Source organism: Acinetobacter pittii, from assembly GCF_022449185.1.
Classification (GTDB): domain Bacteria; phylum Pseudomonadota; class Gammaproteobacteria; order Pseudomonadales; family Moraxellaceae; genus Acinetobacter; species Acinetobacter pittii_I.
This window is the reverse complement of record NZ_JAKUKO010000001.1, coordinates 374,675-395,254: the sequence shown is the minus strand read 5'-3', so window position 1 is coordinate 395,254 and position 20,580 is coordinate 374,675. Positions and strand designations below refer to the sequence as shown.

The following is a 20,580-nucleotide window of genomic DNA, read 5'->3' as shown; positions in this document are numbered from 1 at the left end:
ATAAGCAATAAACAAACAGCAGCCAAGCCTTTAGCCCGCTGCTGCCGTTGCTATTGTGTTAGCAATTATAAAATGTGTCAGGTCAAAAGTTATTGGCTAACTTCGATTGTTAAGCCTGCACGATTCGCCAACTCAGTGAAAGTCGGGAAGCTTGTCGCCACAGTTTCAGTACCATGAATTGTAATCGGACCAGAATTACGAAGACCTGCCATACTAAAACTCATAGCAATACGGTGGTCATGATGTGATTCGATTTCACCACCAGCAAAGATTGGTGACCAATCGCCAGATTTGCCTTTACCTTCGATAATGATGCCATCATCAGTTGGCGTACAGTCAATGCCCATGATTTTTAAGCCATCTGCCATAACCTGAATACGGTCAGACTCTTTCACACGAAGTTCTGCCGCACCGGTTAGTACCGTTTGGCCTTCGGCACAAGCTGCTGCAATAAATAAAGCTGGGAATTCATCAATTGCTAAAGGTACTTGGTCTTCTGGCATATGAATGCCTTTAAGCGTGCGTGAACCTTTAATATGAATATCAGCAATAGGTTCGCCACCAGCAATACGTTCATTTTCAACAGTCAGGTCAGCACCCATCTGTTTTAAAATTTCAATTACGCCAGTACGTGTTGGGTTAATACCTACAGCTTCCAGAATAACATCAGAACCCTCAGTAATTGCAGCACCCACCATAAAGAAAGCAGCAGATGAAATATCAGATGGAACCTGAATATCAGTACCTATTAATTTCCCGCCACCAACAAGAGAAATCTTGTTGCCTTCGGTTTTAACATCATAACCAAAAGCACGAAGCATACGCTCTGTGTGGTCACGAGTTGGTTCTGGCTCAGTTACCGAAGTTTCACCTTCAGCCCATAGGCCCGCAAGTAAAATACCCGACTTCACCTGAGCAGATGCCATTGGCAAGTCGTATTGAATGCCTTTTAATTGCTGCGCACCAGTAATACTTACCGGTGGTGTACCTTTCTCACCTGTTGTCTGGATTTGCGCACCCATTAAACGCAATGGCTTAGCAATACGCTCCATTGGACGTTTAGAAAGTGATGCATCGCCTGTCATCACTGAATCAAATTTTTGTGCTGATAGCATGCCTGAAAGCAAACGCATGCTGGTTCCAGAGTTACCCATATACAAGGCACTCGCTGGTGCTTTTAAACCATGCATACCCACGCCATGAATGGTCACTTCCCCATTCTTAGGACCTTCAATGCTTACACCCATATCACGGAAAGCTTGTAAAGTTGCTAAAGCATCTTCACCTTCAAGGAAGCCAGTTACATGCGTAGTGCCTTCTGCAATAGCACCAAACATAATGGAGCGATGTGACACAGATTTGTCACCCGGTACGGTAAATTTACCTTTAAATGCCTTATTTCCCGGTAAGATACTGAATTGCTGTGTCACCTTATTTTTCTCCATTAAAGGTTTTTTGGCTAACATATGATTGAAATGCTGACGTGCTGCCTGAGCATGGCCGAGTAAACCCATTAATGCATGAGAATCTTCGTTTTCAATCAATTTTCTAAGTACGGTAAGTTGTTTCTCGAAGCCATCTACAGCATTTAATATAGCGGTTTTATTGGCAAAGAAAATGTCATGCCACATTTGTGGATCACTAGCAGCAATACGCGAAAAGTCACGAAAGCCACCTGCTGCATAGCGGAAAATATCAAGGTTATCTTCACGGTTTGCAAGTTGCTCAACCAAATTAAATGCCATCAAGTGCGGTAAATGACTTGTATGTGCTAAAACTTCATCATGCTTGGCAACGTCCATACAAATGACTTCAGCTTTAGCAGCAGACCAAAGTTGAATCAGTTTATCAACAGCCCATTCTGCACTTGTGGGTAATGGCGTTAAAATCACTTTATGATTTGCAAATAAATCGACCTTACCCGCATGAACGCCCGTATGCTCACTACCAGCAATAGGATGGCCTGGTACAAAACCTGCTGGTAAATCTTCACCAAATACAGCTTTTGCTGCATCGACGACATTACCTTTTGTACTTCCTACATCAGTTACAATCGTGGTTTCTGTCAAATAAGGTTTAATTAGTTTAAGTACTTTTTGTGTCGCACGTACTGGCAAGGCTAAAACAACTAAATCTGCCCCTTTCACAGCCTCTACAGGATCAGAAAATCCTTCTTGTATTAAGCCAAGTGATTTTGCATCTTCTAAAGTTTTCTGTGAGCGTGTAGAAGCCACTATAGTTGTCGCCAACTTTTCAGCAACAATAACCCGTGCCAAACTCGACCCGATGAGTCCTAAACCAATAAATGCAACTTTTTTAAATAGGGGTTGTGACATAACTTCAACTTTGCTTTTGCTCAAAGTTATTTAAACCTTTGAGCAATTTGTTTTTAAGCATAATGACATGACCATCTTGATGCATGTCATTATTCCAACATGAGTAATTAGAGAACGGCAGCAGGATAAGAACCTAAAATACGAAGCTCTTTTACCATTGGGCGAATATCATTGATTGCAGCAGCAACATTCTCTTGATCGATATGACCTTCTAAATCGATAAAGAATACATATGCCCATTTTTCAGGTAATGCTGGACGGGTCTCAATACTTGTTAAGCTAATATTATGTTTTGCAAACGGCGCTAAAATTTCTAATAAAGCACCAGCACGGTCATGTGCTGAAATTAATAATGAAGTTTTGTCATTGCCACTTTGTGGAATTTTTTCACGGCCAATGACTAAGAAACGAGTAGTATTTTCCGGATTATCTTCAATATTACTATGTAAAATTTCAAGGTTATACATACCTGCTGCAATATCTGATGCAATCGCTGCTGAATGCCATTCGTTACGAATACGACGTGCAGCTTCTGCATTTGAGTTTAAAGCAACACGTTCAACACCCGGATAATGCGCGTCTAACCATTGACGACATTGAGCCAAAGTCTGCTGGTGGGCATAAATCTGTTTAATACTGTCTTTACGTGTATTTTCAGAGACAAGGAATTGATGATGAATACGTAATTCAACTTCACCAATCACATTTAAATTCGATGTTTTAAAACAATCTAAAGTATGGTTCACAATACCTTCAGATGAGTTTTCAACTGGCACTACGCCGTAATGTGCACTACCTGCTTCTACTTCACGGAACACTTCATCAATTGTTGGTAATGGACGAACAACTGCATCTTTACCAAAATGCTTAAGCACGGCAGATTGAGTAAAAGTACCTTCCGGTCCTAAAAATGCAATACTTTGCGGAGCTTCTAAAGCAAGGCAAGCAGACATAATTTCACGGAACAAACGCGCCATGGTGACATCAGACAAAGGACCTTGGTTGCGCTCCATGACTTTGCGTAAAACTTGTGCTTCACGTTCAGGACGATAAAACAAAGGATTCTCTTCGGAAGCAAATTTAGCTTTAGCAACAGCTTCAGCAAGGCTTGCTCGGCGATTTAATAATTCTTGAATCTGTTGATCTACACTATCAATATCTTCACGAATTTGTTCTAAACTAAGAGAAGTCGTTTTGTTTTGATCATCGTTGATCATTAGAATGCAGCCTCAGTAAAATCATCTTTTAAACGAGAGTATAACAATAGTCTGCTTTGATTTGTTAGGCAATATAGCTGTAAGAGCTTTTTTCATTAACCTTTTTGCTTCCATTTCTTGATTACTTTATTTGATAATGATTTTCATTTATCATTTGTATAATAAATTTTATTATCGCCCATTATGCAAAGATCATTTTTCCTTTTATCTACTAGTTTTTTATTGAGTACTTTAATAAGCTGTTCTACCTTCGCCCAAACGCCTATACAAAATCATCCAAAAATCGTTTTTCAAAATAATCAGGCACAATTTCAAATTAAATCTAAAAATACAGGCCATGATTATCTTATTCAAATTTATAAACCACCTGTCGCCCCGCCCCAACATGGGTATCCAGTACTTTATATATTAGATGGAAATGCTACATTTCCAAGTGCTGCCAATATTGCTCAGTCGATTGGCGCTGGTTCTACCAAATTAGGACTAGATCCACTCATGATAGTAGCGGTTGGTTACCCTCAGCAAAAAACCTTTGATGTGCAAAAGCGTGCTTATGATTACACTCCAAAACCTTCTGCCCAATTTCAAGCACAAGGTAAATATAAATATGGGGGCGCTGATCAGTTTATTGCTTTTTTAAATAGCGAACTCAAGCCTACAATTGCAAAACAATTTCCGATTAATAGCCAACAGCAAAGTCTTTATGGACATTCTTTTGGAGGTTTATTTGTGCTTTATCATTTTTTTCAAAAGCCAGATGCATTTCAGCGTTACTTTGCTGCAAGCCCTTCCCTCTGGTTTGACCAAGGCATGTTATTTCAGCAGTTAAATCATTGGCAAAGTCAGAAACCAAATCATTCCCCTTTACTCATGACCACAGTCGGTACACATGAGCAAGGTGGTCCTCGCACTCAACTTAACAATAAATTTAATGAAACAGATTTCTTTAAAGCCTTAGAAAATAAACGTTCAAACCAATTTAGTTATTGGCATTTTTATAATCCAGCTGAACAACACATTACAAATTTGTATGCGAGCTTGCCTAAAGCGCTTATGTTTGCTTCTTGTCAAAATTTAGAAAGCTGTAAATCTTTATTTGATGAGCCTTCACCAAAAACAGCTAAATAATAAAAAAGCCTACTCAAAGGTAGGCTTTTTTGAAGCTATTATTAAGCTTTGCCAATTAATCCACGCGCCACGATTTCTTTCATAATTTCATTTGTACCCCCGTAAATACGTTGAATACGAGCATCTACAAAGAAACGTGAAATTGGATATTCAGTCATATAGCCATACCCACCAAAGAGTTGCAGCAAGTTATCTGCGACTTTCATTTGCATGTCAGTGCTGAAGCTTTTAAGCGCTGCAGCAGTTTCCACATCAAGTTTACCTTCTTGATATAGAGCAACGTTTCTCTCGTAAAAAGCAGCTGTAGCAAGCTCATCAATTTTTGCTTGTGCTAAAACAAAACGCGTATTTTGGAACTGTGAAATAGGTTGACCAAATGCATGACGTTCTTTTACATAAGCAGTTGCCAAATCAATTGCACCACGGATAGCGCCAATTGCGGTAGATGCAATAGCTGTACGTTCTCGCGGTAACTCTTGCATTAAATAAGCAAAGCCTTGTCCAGCTTGACCGAGTAACTGGTTTTTAGGAACCTTAACATTGTCAAAAAATAGCTCAGATGTGTCTTGAGAATGCAGACCGATTTTGTCTAGATTTGTACCTTTTTTGAAGCCTTCCAGATGAGTATCTGCCAATAATAACGACACCCCTTTTGCACGCGCTTGAGGATCAGTTTTTACTGCAAGCACAACAAGATCAGCATGCTGTCCATTTGAAATAAAAGTTTTTGAGCCATTTAATAAATAATGATCATCTTGCAAAATGGCACTGGTACGCATTGATTGTAAATCCGAGCCTGCTCCAGGTTCAGTCATACCAATTGCACCAACCACTTCACCTGTTACCATTTTCGGCAACCAATATTGTTTTTGCTCTTCTGTGCCAATATGTAAAATATATGGTGCAGCAATTTCAGAGTGGCAAGAAATCGCTGTTGATAATGCACAGAAACCGGCACGTGCAGATTCTTCAACCAACATTAATGAATAATAGGTTGGCACGCCATAACCACCGTATTCTTCTGGAACATCCACACATAAAAAGCCATTTTCGCCCAGTTGATTCCAGACAGCACGTGGCATGATTCCTTCGCGTTCCCATTGGTCGTATTGCGGTGCAATATGCTCATTCATAAAACGTTTAAAATTATCACGGAATAATTCTAAATCTGCATCGTATGCCAACATAATATTTTCCTTCGGCTTTATTGTTTTATCTAATCTGATTGTTGTGCATGCTAATCATTTTTTAAGCTACTGTCATGACATAGATGCTCATTAAAACTGTACTTTTCAGTCAGCCAATAAAAAAGGAAGCCCAAGCTTCCTTTTTTATATAGGTTTATTTGAATTAATCTAAACCTTCAGCGACTTGAGGAGTTTTTTGCTCCATCATTTTTCTGTCGACTTCATCTGGATTGTTTAAAGCATCATTTAGCTTATCTTTATCTAAAGCACCGACCCATTTTGCAACAACAATCGTTGCTAATGAGTTACCAACAAGGTTAGTTAATGCACGGGCTTCTGACATGAAACGGTCAATACCTAAAATTAATGCCAAACCTGCCACTGGAATATGTCCTACAGCAGATAAAGTTGCAGCCATAACAATAAAGCCAGAGCCTGTTACACCTGCAGCACCCTTAGATGAAATTAAGAGTACCAACAACAAAGTAATCTGATGTTGGATATCAAGCTGTGTATTTGTTGCCTGAGCAATAAAGATTGCAGCCATAGTCAAATAAATTGACGTACCATCAAGGTTAAATGAATAACCTGTTGGGATAACCAAACCAACTACAGATTTTTCACAACCTGCAATTTCAAGTTTACGTAACATGCGAGGCAAAACAGATTCAGAAGAAGATGTACCAAGTACAATTAATAACTCTTCACGAATCAGGCGAATCATCTTAAGAATACTGAATCCACTAATACGGCTGATTGTACCCAAAATTAAGAAGATAAAGAGTAAGCACGTAATATAGAAGCAGATAATGAGCTGCCCTAATTGTACGAGTGAACCAACGCCATATTTACCGATAGTGAATGCCATTGCACCGAATGCACCAATCGGAGCCAATTTCATGACCATATTCACAATGTTAAAGAACACATGTGCAACTTGATCAATAAATTTTAAAACTGGACGTCCTGCATCACCTAACTTATGTAAAGCAAAACCAAAGAGGATTGCAAAAAGAAGGACTTGTAAGATTTCACCATTTGCAAATGCACCAACCACCGTATCAGGGATGATGTGCATTAAGAAATCAATGGTAGATTGTGACTCACCAGAACTGACGTATTTTTGAATGCCCGAAGTATCGAGAGTGGTAGGGTCAACATTCATCCCTACACCCGGTTTAGCAATGTTAATTACAACAAGGCCAATTAGAAGTGCAATTGTTGAAACGATTTCAAAGTATAACAACGCAACGCCGCCAGTTTTTCCGACTGACTTCATGCTTTCCATGCCAGCAATACCGCTTACCACGGTACAGAAAATAACTGGAGCAATGATCATCTTGATCAAACGAATAAAGGCATCACCTAATGGCTTGAGTTTTTCACCTAACCCCGGAATATGCTGTTCGACACCATTGACAATTTGCGTTGAGCTTGGAGAAAAATGCCCTACCAAGATACCCGCAATAATCGCAATAATCACCTGAAAATAAAGTGATTTATAAATCGGTTTTTTAGCCATAACTTTACTTCAATCTATATTTCCAAGTCCGTTGGAAATACCAAAATGAAACGTCTATTCTTTACGAATACACAGCCCTAACCTTTCACATTAACACCGCAAAAGGGAAATGGTTTTTTGTGAACAAAAAACCTTCCTACTACCTCAATGAAAACAAAATCAATGTTTTCTAAAACAGGAGAATACCTGAAGTTTCTAACCACTTTGAGTAGCTAGAAATAACCTCTTACTTTTTCAATAAAAAGCTGAAGATATAGGAGAATCACATAAAATTATGATATGAGTGCTCAAAAAAGCACGGGAAAGTTTACTCGAATTAAATAACGATTCGGTTAATTTTTTAGCTAATACGCATAAAAAACACTCAGGTAGCCCTAAGACTTTAGTATAAGAAACACTTTTGATATTTTTTCAGCAGCTTTTTATGTCATATTGATTAAACACTTGTGGACATTTCATTTTGAGCTGCCTACATCCCATCATTTTTATTGTTTTGAACTACGATGAATACTAAACGTAATATCTATAAAGATGCTGAACATCCCTTTGCTCAATATGTCCGTATTTTAGGTAAGGGGAAAACCGGATCTCGCTCTTTAAGCTATGAAGAAGCTTATCAAGCATTTACCATGATTTTAAAAGGCGAAGTGTTAGATGTGCAGCTAGGCGCATTTTTAATGCTGCTTCGGGTTAAAGAAGAATCTATTGAAGAACTCGCGGGTTTCGTTCAAGCAACCAAAGACCAGCTTCATTTTGAGCCTTTAGATGTTGATTTAGATTGGTCATCTTATGCAGGTAAGCGAAAACACTATCCATGGTTTTTATTAGCCGCTCTTACGCTTGCCCAGCATGGCCATAAAATTGTTATGCATGGTGCGTCAGGTCACACGCTTAACCGTGTTTATACAGAGCAAGTCTTAGAATATCTTGGTTATCAAATTTGTCATTCTGAACAAGAAGTTCGTACACAATTAGCAGAGCAAAATTTTGCTTACTTACCACTAGACGTGATTTCACCAGTTTTAAGCGAATTGATATCTCTAAGAAATGTCATGGGATTGCGTTCACCCATTCATACTTTGGCCCGTTTAATCAATCCTTTTAACGCTAAGGCTACCTTACAAGCAATATTCCACCCTGCTTACAGAACTTCTCACCAACATAGCGCATTACGCTTAGGCTATCAAAATAGTGCCGTTATTAAAGGCGAAGGTGGTGAATTTGAACGAAACCCAGATGCTAAAACACTCATTTGCGGTATTAAAAATGGTGAGCTCTATGAACATGAGTTGCCAAAGCTCACACCTGAACGAAGCCCAATTGAAGAAGAATTAGATTTAGCAACGTTTAAAGCAGTATGGCTTGGTCAACAGCACCATGAATATGGAGAAATAGCCGTAACAGAAACCATCGGAATCGCGCTATATACGATGGGCGTTGTTGCTAATTTTGAAGAAGCGATGCAAAAAGCAAAAGTGTTATGGGATACACGAAATTCAGAGCTAAAAGATAAAATTTAGTTCATACAGCCTTATACGCCAAGTCTCTTCGATATTGTTGCATATAGGCTATACTTACTTTTCAAAGATGAAAAGTAACAAAAATCTTTTGTTGAGCAAACAGTACGTTCTTGTACTGTTGCTCAACAGGCGACATCCATGTCGCCTACGCGATAGCAAATGCTAATACGATTTATTCTTTTATTCTAAAATGCAGTTTTAAACAAACCGAATCGGTTTAAACTCTGGCTCATGCTTGTGATGATCATCATCACACTCTTCACCTTCTTCTTTGGTACCACGGTCAATATAACCGCTACGCTGATCTTCTGGTAAGTTCTTCAACTCCCAAGCGATTACAGCTTGCATACAAGTTTCACGCTGCTCTTTAGTTAAAACAACGCCGTTTGGCCATTTACCAATTTCTACTGCTGTTTTTAAACGCTCTACAATTTCAGGGTTTAAAACAGATAGCATTTGTTCAATATTCATGATTCATCTCTTTGAAAAGATTCAAAATCTTGGTTCCAACCAAGTTTGGTACGGCAGGCCATATAGAAATCATAACCTGGTGGATGCAATAAACTTAGTTTAAATGGGTGTTTACGGATGTGTAAACTGTCTCCAACATTCAGCGAGACACTATGTTGTCCATCTGCACTCACCATTGGTAATACCCGATTTTCGCGAATAACGATTTTAATTTCGCTTTGACCACCCACTACAATGGGACGTGATGACAATGTATGGGGATGCATTGGAACTAATGCAATAGCATCCATACTTGGATGTAAAATTGGTCCACCACCTGACAATGCATAAGCCGTTGATCCGGTTGGCGTCGAAACAATTAAACCATCACTATGTTGGCGGTAAACATATTGACCATCAATATTAAGTTCGAAGTCAATCATATGTACCGATTTACCCGAGTGCAAAACCACATCATTTAAGGCAATCGCGTCATAAATGACTTCACCATTTGTTCGTACTTCCATTTCAAGCAAGAAACGACGGTCAAGCTGGAAATGCCCTTGAAGTACTTGGTCAAGTTTGAAAATGGCTTCTGAAGGTTTGATATCAGTTAAAAAACCTAACCGCCCGCGGTTAATACCAATAACAGGTGTATTGTAACGAACTAAAGCTCTTGCCGCGTGGAGTAAAGAACCGTCACCTCCAACAACTATGACTAAATCAGCAACTTCACCCAATAAATGACGACTTACAATTTGTGCATGATCATAAGGCACTAATTCAGCAGTTTCCTGATCAAAAATGGGGTTTAAGCCTAGATTCAACAAATGATCATGAATTAAACATAGCGTTTCTACAACTGATGATTTATCTGGTCGACCGATTAACCCGACGTTTCTGAAGGACTTATGTGAAATTTGCACGAATGAGTAAGCTCCGCTGCGATACTTGGCTATAATAACATTAACCTGATTAATTTAAAAAAACATAACAACAAGATGCTGTAAAATTCAATCTAAGTTTTCCAATTATTCACAGTTTTATCATTGCAAATTGATGACAAGCTATCGCATCATTACAGGCATTGTTAGGGTTTTATCTCATTTTTATGAAGTTTGAACGTGGTATCGGTTTCTTTGCACTAATCTTTTCCATTTTGGTCATTGGTGCTTTTATTGCTCTTAGTATCTATCTGATTCGTTTAGATAATATTATCCGTGAAAAATTTGAAGGACAACGGTGGGATATTCCCGCCAAAGTGTTTGCACGTCCTTTGGAAATTTATAATAACGCACCTATTACCCAAGCAAATTTTACTCAAGAATTAAAACTCTTGGGTTACAAAACTTCAAGTAATTATGACAAGTCTGGAACCTATGTTGCTCAGGGTAGCAATATGTATATCCACACGCGTGGTTTTGATTACGGCGACAGTGTTGAACCCGAACAAGTACTAGAGTTAAGTTTTGCAAATGACCAAGTTGCTGAAGTTAGAAGTACAAAACCTTCTTCAACTGGTGTTGCACGACTAGAGCCACTTCTGATTGGAGGGATCTACCCTCAACATAATGAAGACCGTGTTCTCATTAAACTGAATAATGTCCCTAAACCACTTATTGAAGCTTTAATTTCAACAGAAGACCGTAATTTCTATCATCATCACGGTATCTCAATTCGTGGTACTGCCCGTGCATTAGTGAGTAATATCACAGGTGGAAAGCGTCAAGGTGGTTCAACCTTGACTCAGCAATTAGTTAAAAACTTCTATCTCACACCTGAACGCACATTAAAACGTAAAGTTAATGAAGCATTAATGGCTTTACTCATTGAGCTGCATTACAGCAAAGATGAAATTTTAGAAGCCTACTTAAATGAAGTAAATCTAGGCCAAAATGGTAGCTACTCAATTAATGGCTATGGTTTGGCTTCTCAATTTTATTTTGGTTTACCGTTACGTGAACTTAGCGTTGCACAGCAAGCTTATTTAGTTGGTTTAGTGCAAGGCCCTTCTTTGTATAACCCTTGGAAAAATCCTGAAGGTGCAAAAAAACGCCGCGATACCGTGTTAAATAACATGCGTGTAATGGGCTATTTAACTCAAGCAGAATATGAAGATGAAATTGCACGTCCTTTAAATGTACTAAGTAAACCAAGTTTAGGCCCTGCAAAATTCCCTGACTTTTTAGATATCGTGCGTCGTCAATTACGCACAGAATATCAAGAAAGTGATTTAACTAATCAGGGTTTACGTATTTTTACGACTCTAGACCCAATTACTCAAACTCAAGTTCAAAATGCATTTAAAGCTTCAGTAGACCGCTTAGCAAACAGCAACCCTGCTCGCTTGAAGAATCTGCAAGGTGCTGTACTGGTTGCTCATCCTGAAAACGGCGAGCTCGTTGCTGCTGTTGGTTCTACACAAGACTTTACTGGTTTTAACCGTGCTGTGGATGCAAAACGCCAAGTCGGTTCTTTATTAAAACCTGTGATTTATTTAAGTGCTATTGAATCTGGCCGTTACAACTGGGCAACCCAAATTGAAGATGCGCCAATTAGTGTCCCTGTAGATGGGGGCAAAAGCTGGACACCTAAAAACTACAGTGGTGGCGGACATGGTGTAGTGAGTTTAAGTGAAGCTTTGGCAAATTCATATAACCTATCTGCTGTGCGCTTGGGTCAAGAGTTTGGTTTATCTACATTTACCAATAACTTAAGAAAGTTTGGCGTTGAGTCGACCATTCCTGCCTACCCTTCTATTTTCCTTGGGGCAGTCAATATGTCACCAATGGAGGTCCTTGGAATTTATGAGAACTTTGCTACAGGTGGCTTTAAATATCCAACTCGTGCGATCCGATCTGTGGTAGATGCCAATGGTCGCCTGCTTGACCGTTATGGTTTAAATGTTCAACAAACGATTGATCCATCTGTTGGCTATATTATGAATTATGGTCTACAACAGGTCATGTCTTCGGGTACTGGTCGCGCAGCTTATAATAGCTTGTCTCCAGCTTTAAAATTGGCGGGTAAATCAGGTACGACTAACGATACACGTGACTCATGGTTTGCGGGTTACTCAGGCAACCACGTTGCTGTAGTGTGGTTAGGTTTAGATGACAACAAAGTGACTGGATTAACAGGTTCATCTGGTGCATTGCCAGTATGGATTAATGTAATGAAACAATTACGTCAAACGCCTGTAAATCTACGTCAACCAGACACTGTACAGTGGCAGTGGATTGACCGTGCAACGGGTGATTTATCTGCTCAGGCATGTGATGGTGCTATGTATATTCCGATGCTAACCCATACGGTTCCGCACCGTGCTACGCTATGTGGAGCACCTTATTATCAAGTTGATCCAACATATACGCCACAAAGTGATAACACAATTCCTGATTCTCAGGATGATAATACCGACAGTTATATTCGTGAAAGTGAAAACCAGATGGAACAAGATCTGTCAAACAACTCACGTATAATTTCAAGTGGTAGTTATAACAACTAAGCGTTAACAGGAAATTAGGATATGTTGAAGAAAGGTGTTTTTTATATTGGTGCTATTCTTATGGTCGGCTGTACAACTCTGCCCGATCATTCCGACTCCAAAGAGAAAACACCTACTCCTCCAGTCAAAAAGACGGAAACTCCATCAGGTGTAAAAATTACGCCTTATGATCACCCAGAAATTCAACGTAAAAATTTACAAGTGATTGTTCCTCAACAGAAAAAGCCACAACATTTTAGTGATGATGGTAGCCAGTTACCCGCATTTAAAGTTTTAATGCAAAAAACACAGCAGGCTTATAAAAATCAGCAATGGTCAGAGGCTGAGCGCTATGCACTTCAAGCACAGCGTTTAGCACCACAAGCGGCTGAGACTTATTTATTTCTTGCACTTACGGCAAATCATAAACAGCAATATTCTAATGCTGAGTCTTTAGCAAGACGTGGTTTGAGTTTTGCCCAAAGTCAGCCAATGAAAAAGCAGCTATGGCTAACTATTTTAAAAGCTGGGCAACAACGCAACAATCAAAAAACTGTTCAAGAAGCACAACAAGCATTAAAAGCCCTATAGCTTTTAATGCTTTTTTTATTTTCTCATTAGAAATTACGAACACCTGCTAAGCCATATGCACCATGCTGCTGTGCAGTGGCTAAATCTTCCGGATGTACTCCTCCTAATGCAAAAACCGGAATCTGGCTATTTTGAGTGAAATCACTAAAACGTTCCCAACCTAATGCCACAGCTTCTGGATGAGTCGTTGTTGATTTTACAGGACTAATAAAAACGGCATCGCAACCAATCTGCTGAGCCTGTTTTAAAGAAACCGCATCATGACAAGCAGCAATATAACGTACGCCGACTATTAAATCGCCTTTATGCAAATTCATGAGTTGAGATTGTTTTAAATGAACGGTCTTAATCTGTTTTTGTAATTCAGGGCTTAATTGCTGCCAAATATCTACATTTATAATTAAATTTGATCGTTGTCCTTCATCTAAAGCAGTTAATTGCTCTATATACTGCGGCTCAAATTCTTCGATACGCCAGTACAATAAAGCATCACTACTTTCTACCGTTGAAAGCGTATTGCTAATTTTGATGAGATGAGGCCAGTATAGCCTCTTTATGATGTCTTTATTGGCTTTTGGAAAGTTTAGGTGAAGCAACTGTTCACGTGTATACCATGCCCATGGTTGATGAATAAGATTTAATAATTCATCAGGCACATAACTATGGAATAAATGTAAATTAACAATGATGTCATCATATTCATGGTGAATATAATCAAATTGGTGCCAATCTTTTAAACCAATACCCACTTCTTCATAGATTTCACGGCGGCAGGCTTCTTCTGGTGTTTCGCCCTTCTCAACCTTTCCTCCAGGGAACTCATGCTTTCCACCTTGATGCTGCTGCTCTTCGCGCCATCCAACTAATATTTTTCCACGATGGATCAAGATTGCTATAGCGACATCGACTATTGGTTTGGGCATCTTTTTACTCTCTAAAACTTTTCTCAAGTGTAAGCAAATTTTATCATTTTATAAAATCTTAAAAATCTCATTGACAGATCTATTCGATAATGATTATCATTTAAATCGTTCAAGAACATACCACGGAGCACAACAAATGAACGCACCTTTTAGCTTATTTACCCGTAACAATGACACAGCTCACGCCTTACCAATGTTACATTCTAATAACCTCTTTGCATTAGGCCGTGAAATTCGCATTATGCATGCTGGCGAGGAATATCGTTTACGCCTCACTCGCAACAATCGCCTAATTTTAACTAAATAAAAAACATACTCGCGTTTCAATAATATTCGTGGGAAAACAAAAAATGGATAGCATGGGTAACCATGCTATTTTTTATGAAGGAAGAATAATCTCTGCTCTCAGACCACCTTGTTCAGCATGCATAAAACGTAACTTGCCATTATGCAATTCAATAATTTTTCGAGTAATTGAAATTCCTAAGCCAGAACCTTGCTGCTGAGTACCAAGCACCCGAAAAAAACGCTGCCCTAACCGTAATAGCACTTCATCATCTACCCCATTTCCCGTGTCTTCAATAGACACCTTAATTTGCTGTTCATGCTGACTAATCTCAACATGAATAGAACCTAAATTCGGGCTATAACGAATGGCATTATCAAATAAATTTCTGAAAGCAATAAACAGTAATTCTTCATTCGCATATGTTTTAGTTTCTGTCGATAAGGTATTTACCTCTATCAACATCTGTTTAGCTTTTGCATCTAAATCTACAGTTTCAATCACTCTTGCCAACAAATAATTTAAATCGATAACTGTCTTAGGCAGTTCGGGCTGTTCAGCTTCATTAGGTTCCAAACGAGCAAGCAGTAGTAAATTTTCGAGTATCTTTGTACTTCTAGAAACATCTTCTTGTATGCGTTCAAAATCTTGATGAAGTTCTGGAAGATGTTGGTATTTACGCTGTAAAACCTGAAGACGCATTTGTATGGCAGATAACGGAGAACGTAGCTCATGCGAAGCATCCGCGGTAAAACGCTGTTCAGCAACAAGAGCTCTTTGCAGTCTTGCAAGCAATTGATTTAATGCATCTATAACAGGTTGAATTTCTGTAATGACATCTGGTTCTTGAATTGGCTCTAAATTTGATGCAGTTTTTTGAGCAATCCGTCTAGAGAGTAGATTTAACGCGGCCAACTCATGTTCGGTACGCCAACTTATAATCACCCATTGTAATAGCCAGAACAACACCATAAGACCGCTATATCCAGCAAGTGCTTTAAGTACCTCTTCCACACGTGTACTCATTGGTTGAAAAACTTCAACTTGTAGTTGAGAGTCTTCTTGTTGTGCAGCTAGACTACGCCATAATTGTCCATCAAACCAAAAATACGAAAAACCTTCTGATAAGTTACCTTGTTCAAAAAGTTCATGCTGATAGGTATGAGAATGAGTAAGGACTTGGCCTGTGTTTAATAACTCATACTGAATATCAAATTCATCACTTAGCTCATCAAACTGTTTCATGGAATGTTCGGAAAGATCGGAAACCAGCAAAGTATCTGAAATTTCATCCATGATTTCGTCTTGCACTGACATGTTGTGATAGATCGAAAATATGGTGAGTAAGCTTAAAGCCAATAATCCCACCACGATACTACTCCACATCGTGGTTTTAATCAGTTGCGACTGCAAAGATGAGCGATTCGATTTCATTTTAAATCTCCCATACGGTAGCCTAGCCCCCGTATGGTTTTAATACTGCTGCTTCCGATTTTTTTTCGAAGTTGATAAATAAACACTTCGATCGCGTTACTTTCAATTTCCTCGCCCCATGCATAAAGAGCTTCTTCTAATTGATCACGGGTAATAATATGCTCGGGATGCACCATAAGCTTACGCAATATTTGGAATTCTTTTGCCGTTAAATCGATAGACTTGCCAGCGCTTAATACGACTTTCGCTTGCGTATCAAGTTGTAGGTCGCCCCATGTTAGAATTGATTGTTGACTCAAAGTTTGTTTGCGTAATTGAGCACGTATTCGGGCGGATAACTCTTCTAAACTAAAAGGCTTAACCAAATAATCATTTGCGCCTAAATCTAGTCCCTCTACCCGATCATGAATACTGTCACGTGCAGTAATAAAAATAACAGGAACATTTTTTTGTTTATGACGGATTGATGTTAAAACCTTTTCACCAGCCAGTTGTGGTAGTCCCCGATCAAGTAAAATACAGTCATAATCATGCTGTTCAATTGCCGTGAGCGCATAATCCCCTCTTTCGACCCAATCTACCTGATAACCGTCTAACTCTAACCATGATTGAATGCTTTCAGCTTGAGAGCGATCATCTTCTGCAAGCAAAATTCTCATCTATTTTTCCTGTTATATCCTGGTTTGATCTTGCCAAGCCTTTATAAAAAAAGCAAAGCCGCATTATTTAAATGCGGCTAAAAGTAGTAAATCTAGAGATTCATTCATTAGAATTGAACTTGATCTACGTCAATCTCTACGCGTTTTAAAGGTTTATAGTCAATGTCTACTTCACCAATTAACGTCACATTTGTATTGGCTGAAATAGGGCGACCTTGCCAAAGTTCATCATCTACATCAATTGTAATGCTACCTGTCTTGTCACGGAATTGATATTTTTCATCACCTAAAGATTTTACAACCTGACCATGTAATTTGATCGGTGTATTATCTTTTGAGGTTAATGCCTGTTTTACTGTGGTGACAGTTGCTGGAGCAATTGCAGCCTGATTCACTGGTGTATTCGCTACAACTACACCAGCAGCAGTCATACCAACAGTCATAAATATTACTTTAAGCATATTCATATAATTAACCCTCTGTTTATGGTTTCCTCTTGGGATAAAGCAATTAAATCAACCATAAATGAGGTGAATCTTAAGAAAAACTTAATTTAATGGCACAACCCTCAATACTTCTTCTAATGTTGTAAGCCCTTCAATAACTTTACGGGCTCCCGCAATTCTTAAAGGTTCTATACCTTCTTTTTTAGTTTGAGTTCTTAAATCATTTAATGTGACATGACTACTAACAAGATGTTTAAGCTCAAGACTGACTGGCATAAATTCGTAAATACCGACTCGCCCTTTATAGCCTGTATGACGACATTCTTCACAGCCTACTGCCTGATAAACCGTTTCAGGCATTTCCATAATGTAGTCAAAGGTTAGATGTTCCCACTCATCCTCATTAATATGAGTTTTTTGCTTGCAGTGTGGGCAAAGCTGCCGTACTAAACGCTGTGCGAGCACACCTAAAATGGTTGCAGCTGTCAGAAATGGCTGTACCCCTAGATCATGTAACCGAGTCAGACTAGACGGTGCGTCATTGGTATGTAAAGTTGATAGTACCAAATGACCTGTTAATGCTGCCTGAATGGCCATATTCGCTGTATCTTGATCACGAATTTCCCCAATCATAATAATGTCAGGGTCTTGACGCATGAGCGCACGCACACCGTCTGCGAAGCCTAATTCAATTGCGTTATTGACCTGCATTTGGTTAAAACTAGGCTCTAGCATTTCAATCGGGTCTTCAATAGTACAGACATTGACTTGATCAGTTGCAAGTTGCTTTAAAGAAGAATATAGCGTTGTGGTTTTACCGGAGCCTGTGGGACCCGTGACTAAAATAATACCGTGACTATTTTGTGTAATACGCTGCCATTGTTGCAGCAATGACTGATCAAAACCCAACTGCTGAAAAGAACGCACCAACACATCAGGATCGAAAATACGCATAACCAGTTTTTCACCAAATGCTGTTGGTAAGGTTGATAAACGTAATTCGGTTTCTTGCCCTTTTGGTGTACGTGTTTTTAAGCGACCATCTTGTGGTTTACGCTTTTCCGCTACATTCAAACGCCCTAAAATTTTAATTCGAGAAATCACGGCGGTCAGTGTATTTGAAGGCATGTTATAAATGGTGTGTAAAACGCCATCAATACGGAACCTGACTTTACCGTTATCTTTGCGCGGCTCCATGTGAATGTCACTGGCACTCTGCTCAAATGCAAACTGTAAAATCCAGTCGACCAATTTCACAATATGCTGATCATTCGCATCTGGGTTTTGACTATCGCCAAGCTGCAAAAGTGCTTCAACATTTTTAGTGTCGCGGTCATGAGCCGCATCTTTTTGAGCCGAGTTTACCGCGCGACTTACCTGATAATATTCTCGCAAATAACGCTGTAACTGTTCGGGATTAAGCAGTACCCGTTCAATTTTTTTAGGTGCTAGACTTCGTTCGAGATTATTGAGCCAATCTGTTTGAAAGGGCTGATCTGTTCCTATCACGATTCGGTCAGCATGAATTTCAACAGCTAAAATATGATTGCGAATCGCAAACTCTTGTGACATGACCTGCGTTAAAGCGCTGACATCTGCCTTTAAAGGATCTATTACAAATAAAGGTAGCTGAACCCGATCTGCAAACCATAAACACAAGCGGTTTAAGCTCAAATGGGCATGTGTGTGTTGCTGATCTTTTAAATTAAAATGTGCGATCCACTGTAATGGATGCCACTTTAACTGGTCTTTTTGGCGGTGACTTGACTGTACCAATAATTTGTCTCGGTCTGTAATACGACCTTCTTGTAATAGTTGTTCTAGACACCAATACGTATCTATTTCTACTTGTGCATTCATGCATTGTCCCCAATATATTTTTATAATATAGCAGAGATGTTTTAGATTTAAATATCCTTCAACTTCAGTTAATTAAACCAATTCTCAACTTAATATTTTTTTGTGTTACAGGTCATATTTATAAAAATATTTTCTACCTAGTTTTGTCTAAAAAAGACACTATGCTCACTATAATAAAAAGAATAAACTGAACGTGAATACATAATTTTTTTAAATTGATTCAAATCTACTTATAACAATAAGCCAAAGAGGAAGTAATATGGAACTTCCAATGACAATGTCATTACAAACAGCATCATTTGAAGAATTCATTACAGTCATTGCGGCAGCGCTTGGTTGCGGCTTGTTAATTGGCTTAGAACGAGAACGAAGTAAACTGAAACATGAATACAAAACTTTTGCGGGATTTCGATCTTTTGCCATTAGTGCATTATTAGGAGCGGTCTGTTTTTTATTTGGTATTGAAATTGGAATTGTAGGCGCCTTACTTATTGGTGCTATTAGTATTGTTTCACTCAAAAATCAGCCAAATGACCCGGGCGTAACTACCGAACTCGCCTTTATTATGACTTATTTCATTGGGGCACTTTGTATTTGGAATATTTCGCTCGCTGCTGGCCTAGCTGTGATCATGACAACTATCTTAATAGCCAAGCAGTCTATGCATGGCATTGCCAGTCAGTGGATTACTGAACCGGAATTGCGTGATGGTATTTTTCTGCTTGCCTTACTTTTAATTGCTTTGCCTTTAGTTCCCAATAAGCCTTTTTGGGGACCAGTTCTAAATCCACATGTCATTTTAAAATTACTGACTTTAATTTTATTTGTGCAAGCACTCGCTCATATTGCAAAGCGATTACTCTCCTCTAAAAATGCTTTATTACTTTCTTCCTTAGCCTCTGGTTTTGTTTCAAGTACGGCGACCATTGCCAGTTTAGGTTTAGAAGTTCGTTCTGGTCGAGCAAATGCAAAGACCAATGCAGGGGCTGCATTGATGTCTTGCGTTTCAACACTGATTCAGACCTTAATTATTGTGATCGGTATTAGCTTTGCTTGGTTCAAGCTGATTATATTTCCTACACTTATTGCCTTAATAGTTTTAGCAGTATGGGCCTTTATTTTATTACGTAAAGCCGAGCCTAGTACGGCTTCACCCGAGCTTGATTCAAGAATGTTCAGCTTAAAAGAAGCCATTATTATTGCGGGTACACTTACCCTTATTCAGGCAGGTGTTTATGGTTTAAGTATATCTTTAGGCGATGCCGGATTAATTGCGGGAACGTTACTTGCTTCTTTATTTGAAATACATGCAGCTATAGCGGCGGTCATTGTGCAAGGTGAACCTGATAGCGCACATATGACACCTTTATTAATTGCCTTTTTAGGAGGTTTTGCAGTTCACGCTCTTGCTAAAAGTGTGAACTCTGCAATTTCGGGCGGACTACGCTATGCCCTTGCTTTCGTTCCCGCCCAGCTCATTCATATGGCTATTTTTATTACTTTACTTTGGCTCAACATCCACTGGTTTTAAAAT

At 39.0% G+C, this 20,580-nt stretch carries 17 protein-coding genes; 6 read left to right on the top strand and 11 right to left on the bottom strand.

Features of this window, described 5'->3' with window-relative positions; all coding sequences use genetic code 11:
- Positions 1-89: 89 nt before the first annotated feature.
- Positions 90-2,336 carry a bifunctional prephenate dehydrogenase/3-phosphoshikimate 1-carboxyvinyltransferase gene (aroA, locus tag MKX14_RS01780; RefSeq protein WP_240281605.1) on the bottom strand — a complete coding sequence of 749 codons (2,247 nt, stop codon included), beginning with the start codon at positions 2,334-2,336 and terminating at the stop codon, positions 90-92.
- 107 nt (positions 2,337-2,443) lie between these two features.
- Positions 2,444-3,553, bottom strand: coding sequence for a prephenate dehydratase (gene pheA, locus MKX14_RS01775; protein ID WP_002049199.1), 1,110 nt, complete (start codon positions 3,551-3,553; stop codon positions 2,444-2,446).
- Between the two features lie 183 nt (positions 3,554-3,736).
- Between pheA and MKX14_RS01770 the strand changes: the two genes are divergently transcribed.
- Positions 3,737-4,681 (top strand): alpha/beta hydrolase, encoded by a 945-nt coding sequence (locus MKX14_RS01770; RefSeq protein ID WP_240281604.1) that lies wholly within the window; start codon positions 3,737-3,739, stop codon positions 4,679-4,681.
- Between the two features lie 41 nt (positions 4,682-4,722).
- Here the strand turns inward: MKX14_RS01770 and acadL are convergent, their stop codons facing one another.
- Both acadL and MKX14_RS01760 read right to left on the bottom strand, forming a co-directional pair.
- Positions 4,723-5,868 (bottom strand): acyl-CoA dehydrogenase family protein, encoded by a 1,146-nt coding sequence (gene acadL, locus MKX14_RS01765; RefSeq protein ID WP_005073480.1) that lies wholly within the window; start codon positions 5,866-5,868, stop codon positions 4,723-4,725.
- A gap of 163 nt (positions 5,869-6,031) precedes the next feature.
- Positions 6,032-7,390, bottom strand: a complete 1,359-nt coding sequence (locus MKX14_RS01760) for a dicarboxylate/amino acid:cation symporter (RefSeq protein WP_002118145.1) — start codon at positions 7,388-7,390, stop codon at positions 6,032-6,034.
- 503 nt (positions 7,391-7,893) lie between these two features.
- Here MKX14_RS01760 and MKX14_RS01755 point away from each other — a divergent pair.
- A complete protein-coding gene (locus MKX14_RS01755; RefSeq protein ID WP_240281603.1) occupies positions 7,894-8,910 on the top strand; it encodes a glycosyl transferase family protein in 1,017 nt (338 codons plus the stop codon).
- Between the two features lie 198 nt (positions 8,911-9,108).
- Here the strand turns inward: MKX14_RS01755 and MKX14_RS01750 are convergent, their stop codons facing one another.
- The gene (locus MKX14_RS01750; protein WP_002118245.1) at positions 9,109-9,381 is read right to left on the bottom strand and encodes a YeaC family protein; all 273 of its coding nucleotides are present in this window, start codon (positions 9,379-9,381) and stop codon (positions 9,109-9,111) included.
- Positions 9,378-10,286, bottom strand: a complete 909-nt coding sequence (locus tag MKX14_RS01745; RefSeq protein WP_005073476.1) for an NAD(+) kinase — start codon at positions 10,284-10,286, stop codon at positions 9,378-9,380. The genes MKX14_RS01750 and MKX14_RS01745 overlap by 4 nt, the downstream gene beginning before the upstream one ends.
- A gap of 185 nt (positions 10,287-10,471) precedes the next feature.
- Here MKX14_RS01745 and mrcB point away from each other — a divergent pair, with 185 nt between their 5' ends.
- Both mrcB and MKX14_RS01735 read left to right on the top strand, forming a co-directional pair.
- The gene (gene mrcB, locus MKX14_RS01740) at positions 10,472-12,868 is read left to right on the top strand and encodes a penicillin-binding protein 1B (protein WP_046811626.1); all 2,397 of its coding nucleotides are present in this window, start codon (positions 10,472-10,474) and stop codon (positions 12,866-12,868) included.
- Between the two features lie 21 nt (positions 12,869-12,889).
- The gene (locus tag MKX14_RS01735; RefSeq protein ID WP_240281602.1) at positions 12,890-13,438 is read left to right on the top strand and encodes a tetratricopeptide repeat protein; all 549 of its coding nucleotides are present in this window, start codon (positions 12,890-12,892) and stop codon (positions 13,436-13,438) included.
- A gap of 26 nt (positions 13,439-13,464) precedes the next feature.
- On the opposite strand, the gene MKX14_RS01730 is transcribed toward MKX14_RS01735, so the two are convergent.
- Complete coding sequence (locus MKX14_RS01730; RefSeq protein WP_240281601.1) at positions 13,465-14,361, bottom strand: NUDIX domain-containing protein; 897 nt, start codon at positions 14,359-14,361, stop codon at positions 13,465-13,467.
- Between the two features lie 136 nt (positions 14,362-14,497).
- On the opposite strand from MKX14_RS01730, the gene hemP reads away from it, so the two are divergent.
- The gene (gene hemP / locus MKX14_RS01725; RefSeq protein WP_002118129.1) at positions 14,498-14,668 is read left to right on the top strand and encodes a hemin uptake protein HemP; all 171 of its coding nucleotides are present in this window, start codon (positions 14,498-14,500) and stop codon (positions 14,666-14,668) included.
- A gap of 72 nt (positions 14,669-14,740) precedes the next feature.
- Here hemP and MKX14_RS01720 read toward each other — a convergent pair whose 3' ends face one another.
- The 4 genes from MKX14_RS01720 to MKX14_RS01705 all read right to left on the bottom strand — a co-directional run bounded on the left by MKX14_RS01720 (position 14,741) and on the right by MKX14_RS01705 (position 19,046).
- The gene (locus MKX14_RS01720; protein ID WP_240281600.1) at positions 14,741-16,081 is read right to left on the bottom strand and encodes a sensor histidine kinase; all 1,341 of its coding nucleotides are present in this window, start codon (positions 16,079-16,081) and stop codon (positions 14,741-14,743) included.
- Positions 16,078-16,740 carry a response regulator transcription factor gene (locus tag MKX14_RS01715; RefSeq protein ID WP_044101005.1) on the bottom strand — a complete coding sequence of 221 codons (663 nt, stop codon included), beginning with the start codon at positions 16,738-16,740 and terminating at the stop codon, positions 16,078-16,080. The genes MKX14_RS01720 and MKX14_RS01715 overlap by 4 nt, the downstream gene beginning before the upstream one ends.
- Before the next feature lie 107 nt (positions 16,741-16,847).
- Complete coding sequence (locus MKX14_RS01710) at positions 16,848-17,207, bottom strand: NirD/YgiW/YdeI family stress tolerance protein (protein ID WP_240281599.1); 360 nt, start codon at positions 17,205-17,207, stop codon at positions 16,848-16,850.
- Positions 17,208-17,288: 81 nt separating this feature from the next.
- A complete protein-coding gene (locus MKX14_RS01705) occupies positions 17,289-19,046 on the bottom strand; it encodes a GspE/PulE family protein (RefSeq protein WP_206231973.1) in 1,758 nt (585 codons plus the stop codon).
- Positions 19,047-19,305: 259 nt separating this feature from the next.
- Here MKX14_RS01705 and MKX14_RS01700 point away from each other — a divergent pair, with 259 nt between their 5' ends.
- Positions 19,306-20,577, top strand: a complete 1,272-nt coding sequence (locus tag MKX14_RS01700) for an MgtC/SapB family protein (RefSeq protein WP_240281598.1) — start codon at positions 19,306-19,308, stop codon at positions 20,575-20,577.
- Positions 20,578-20,580: the final 3 nt, after the last annotated feature.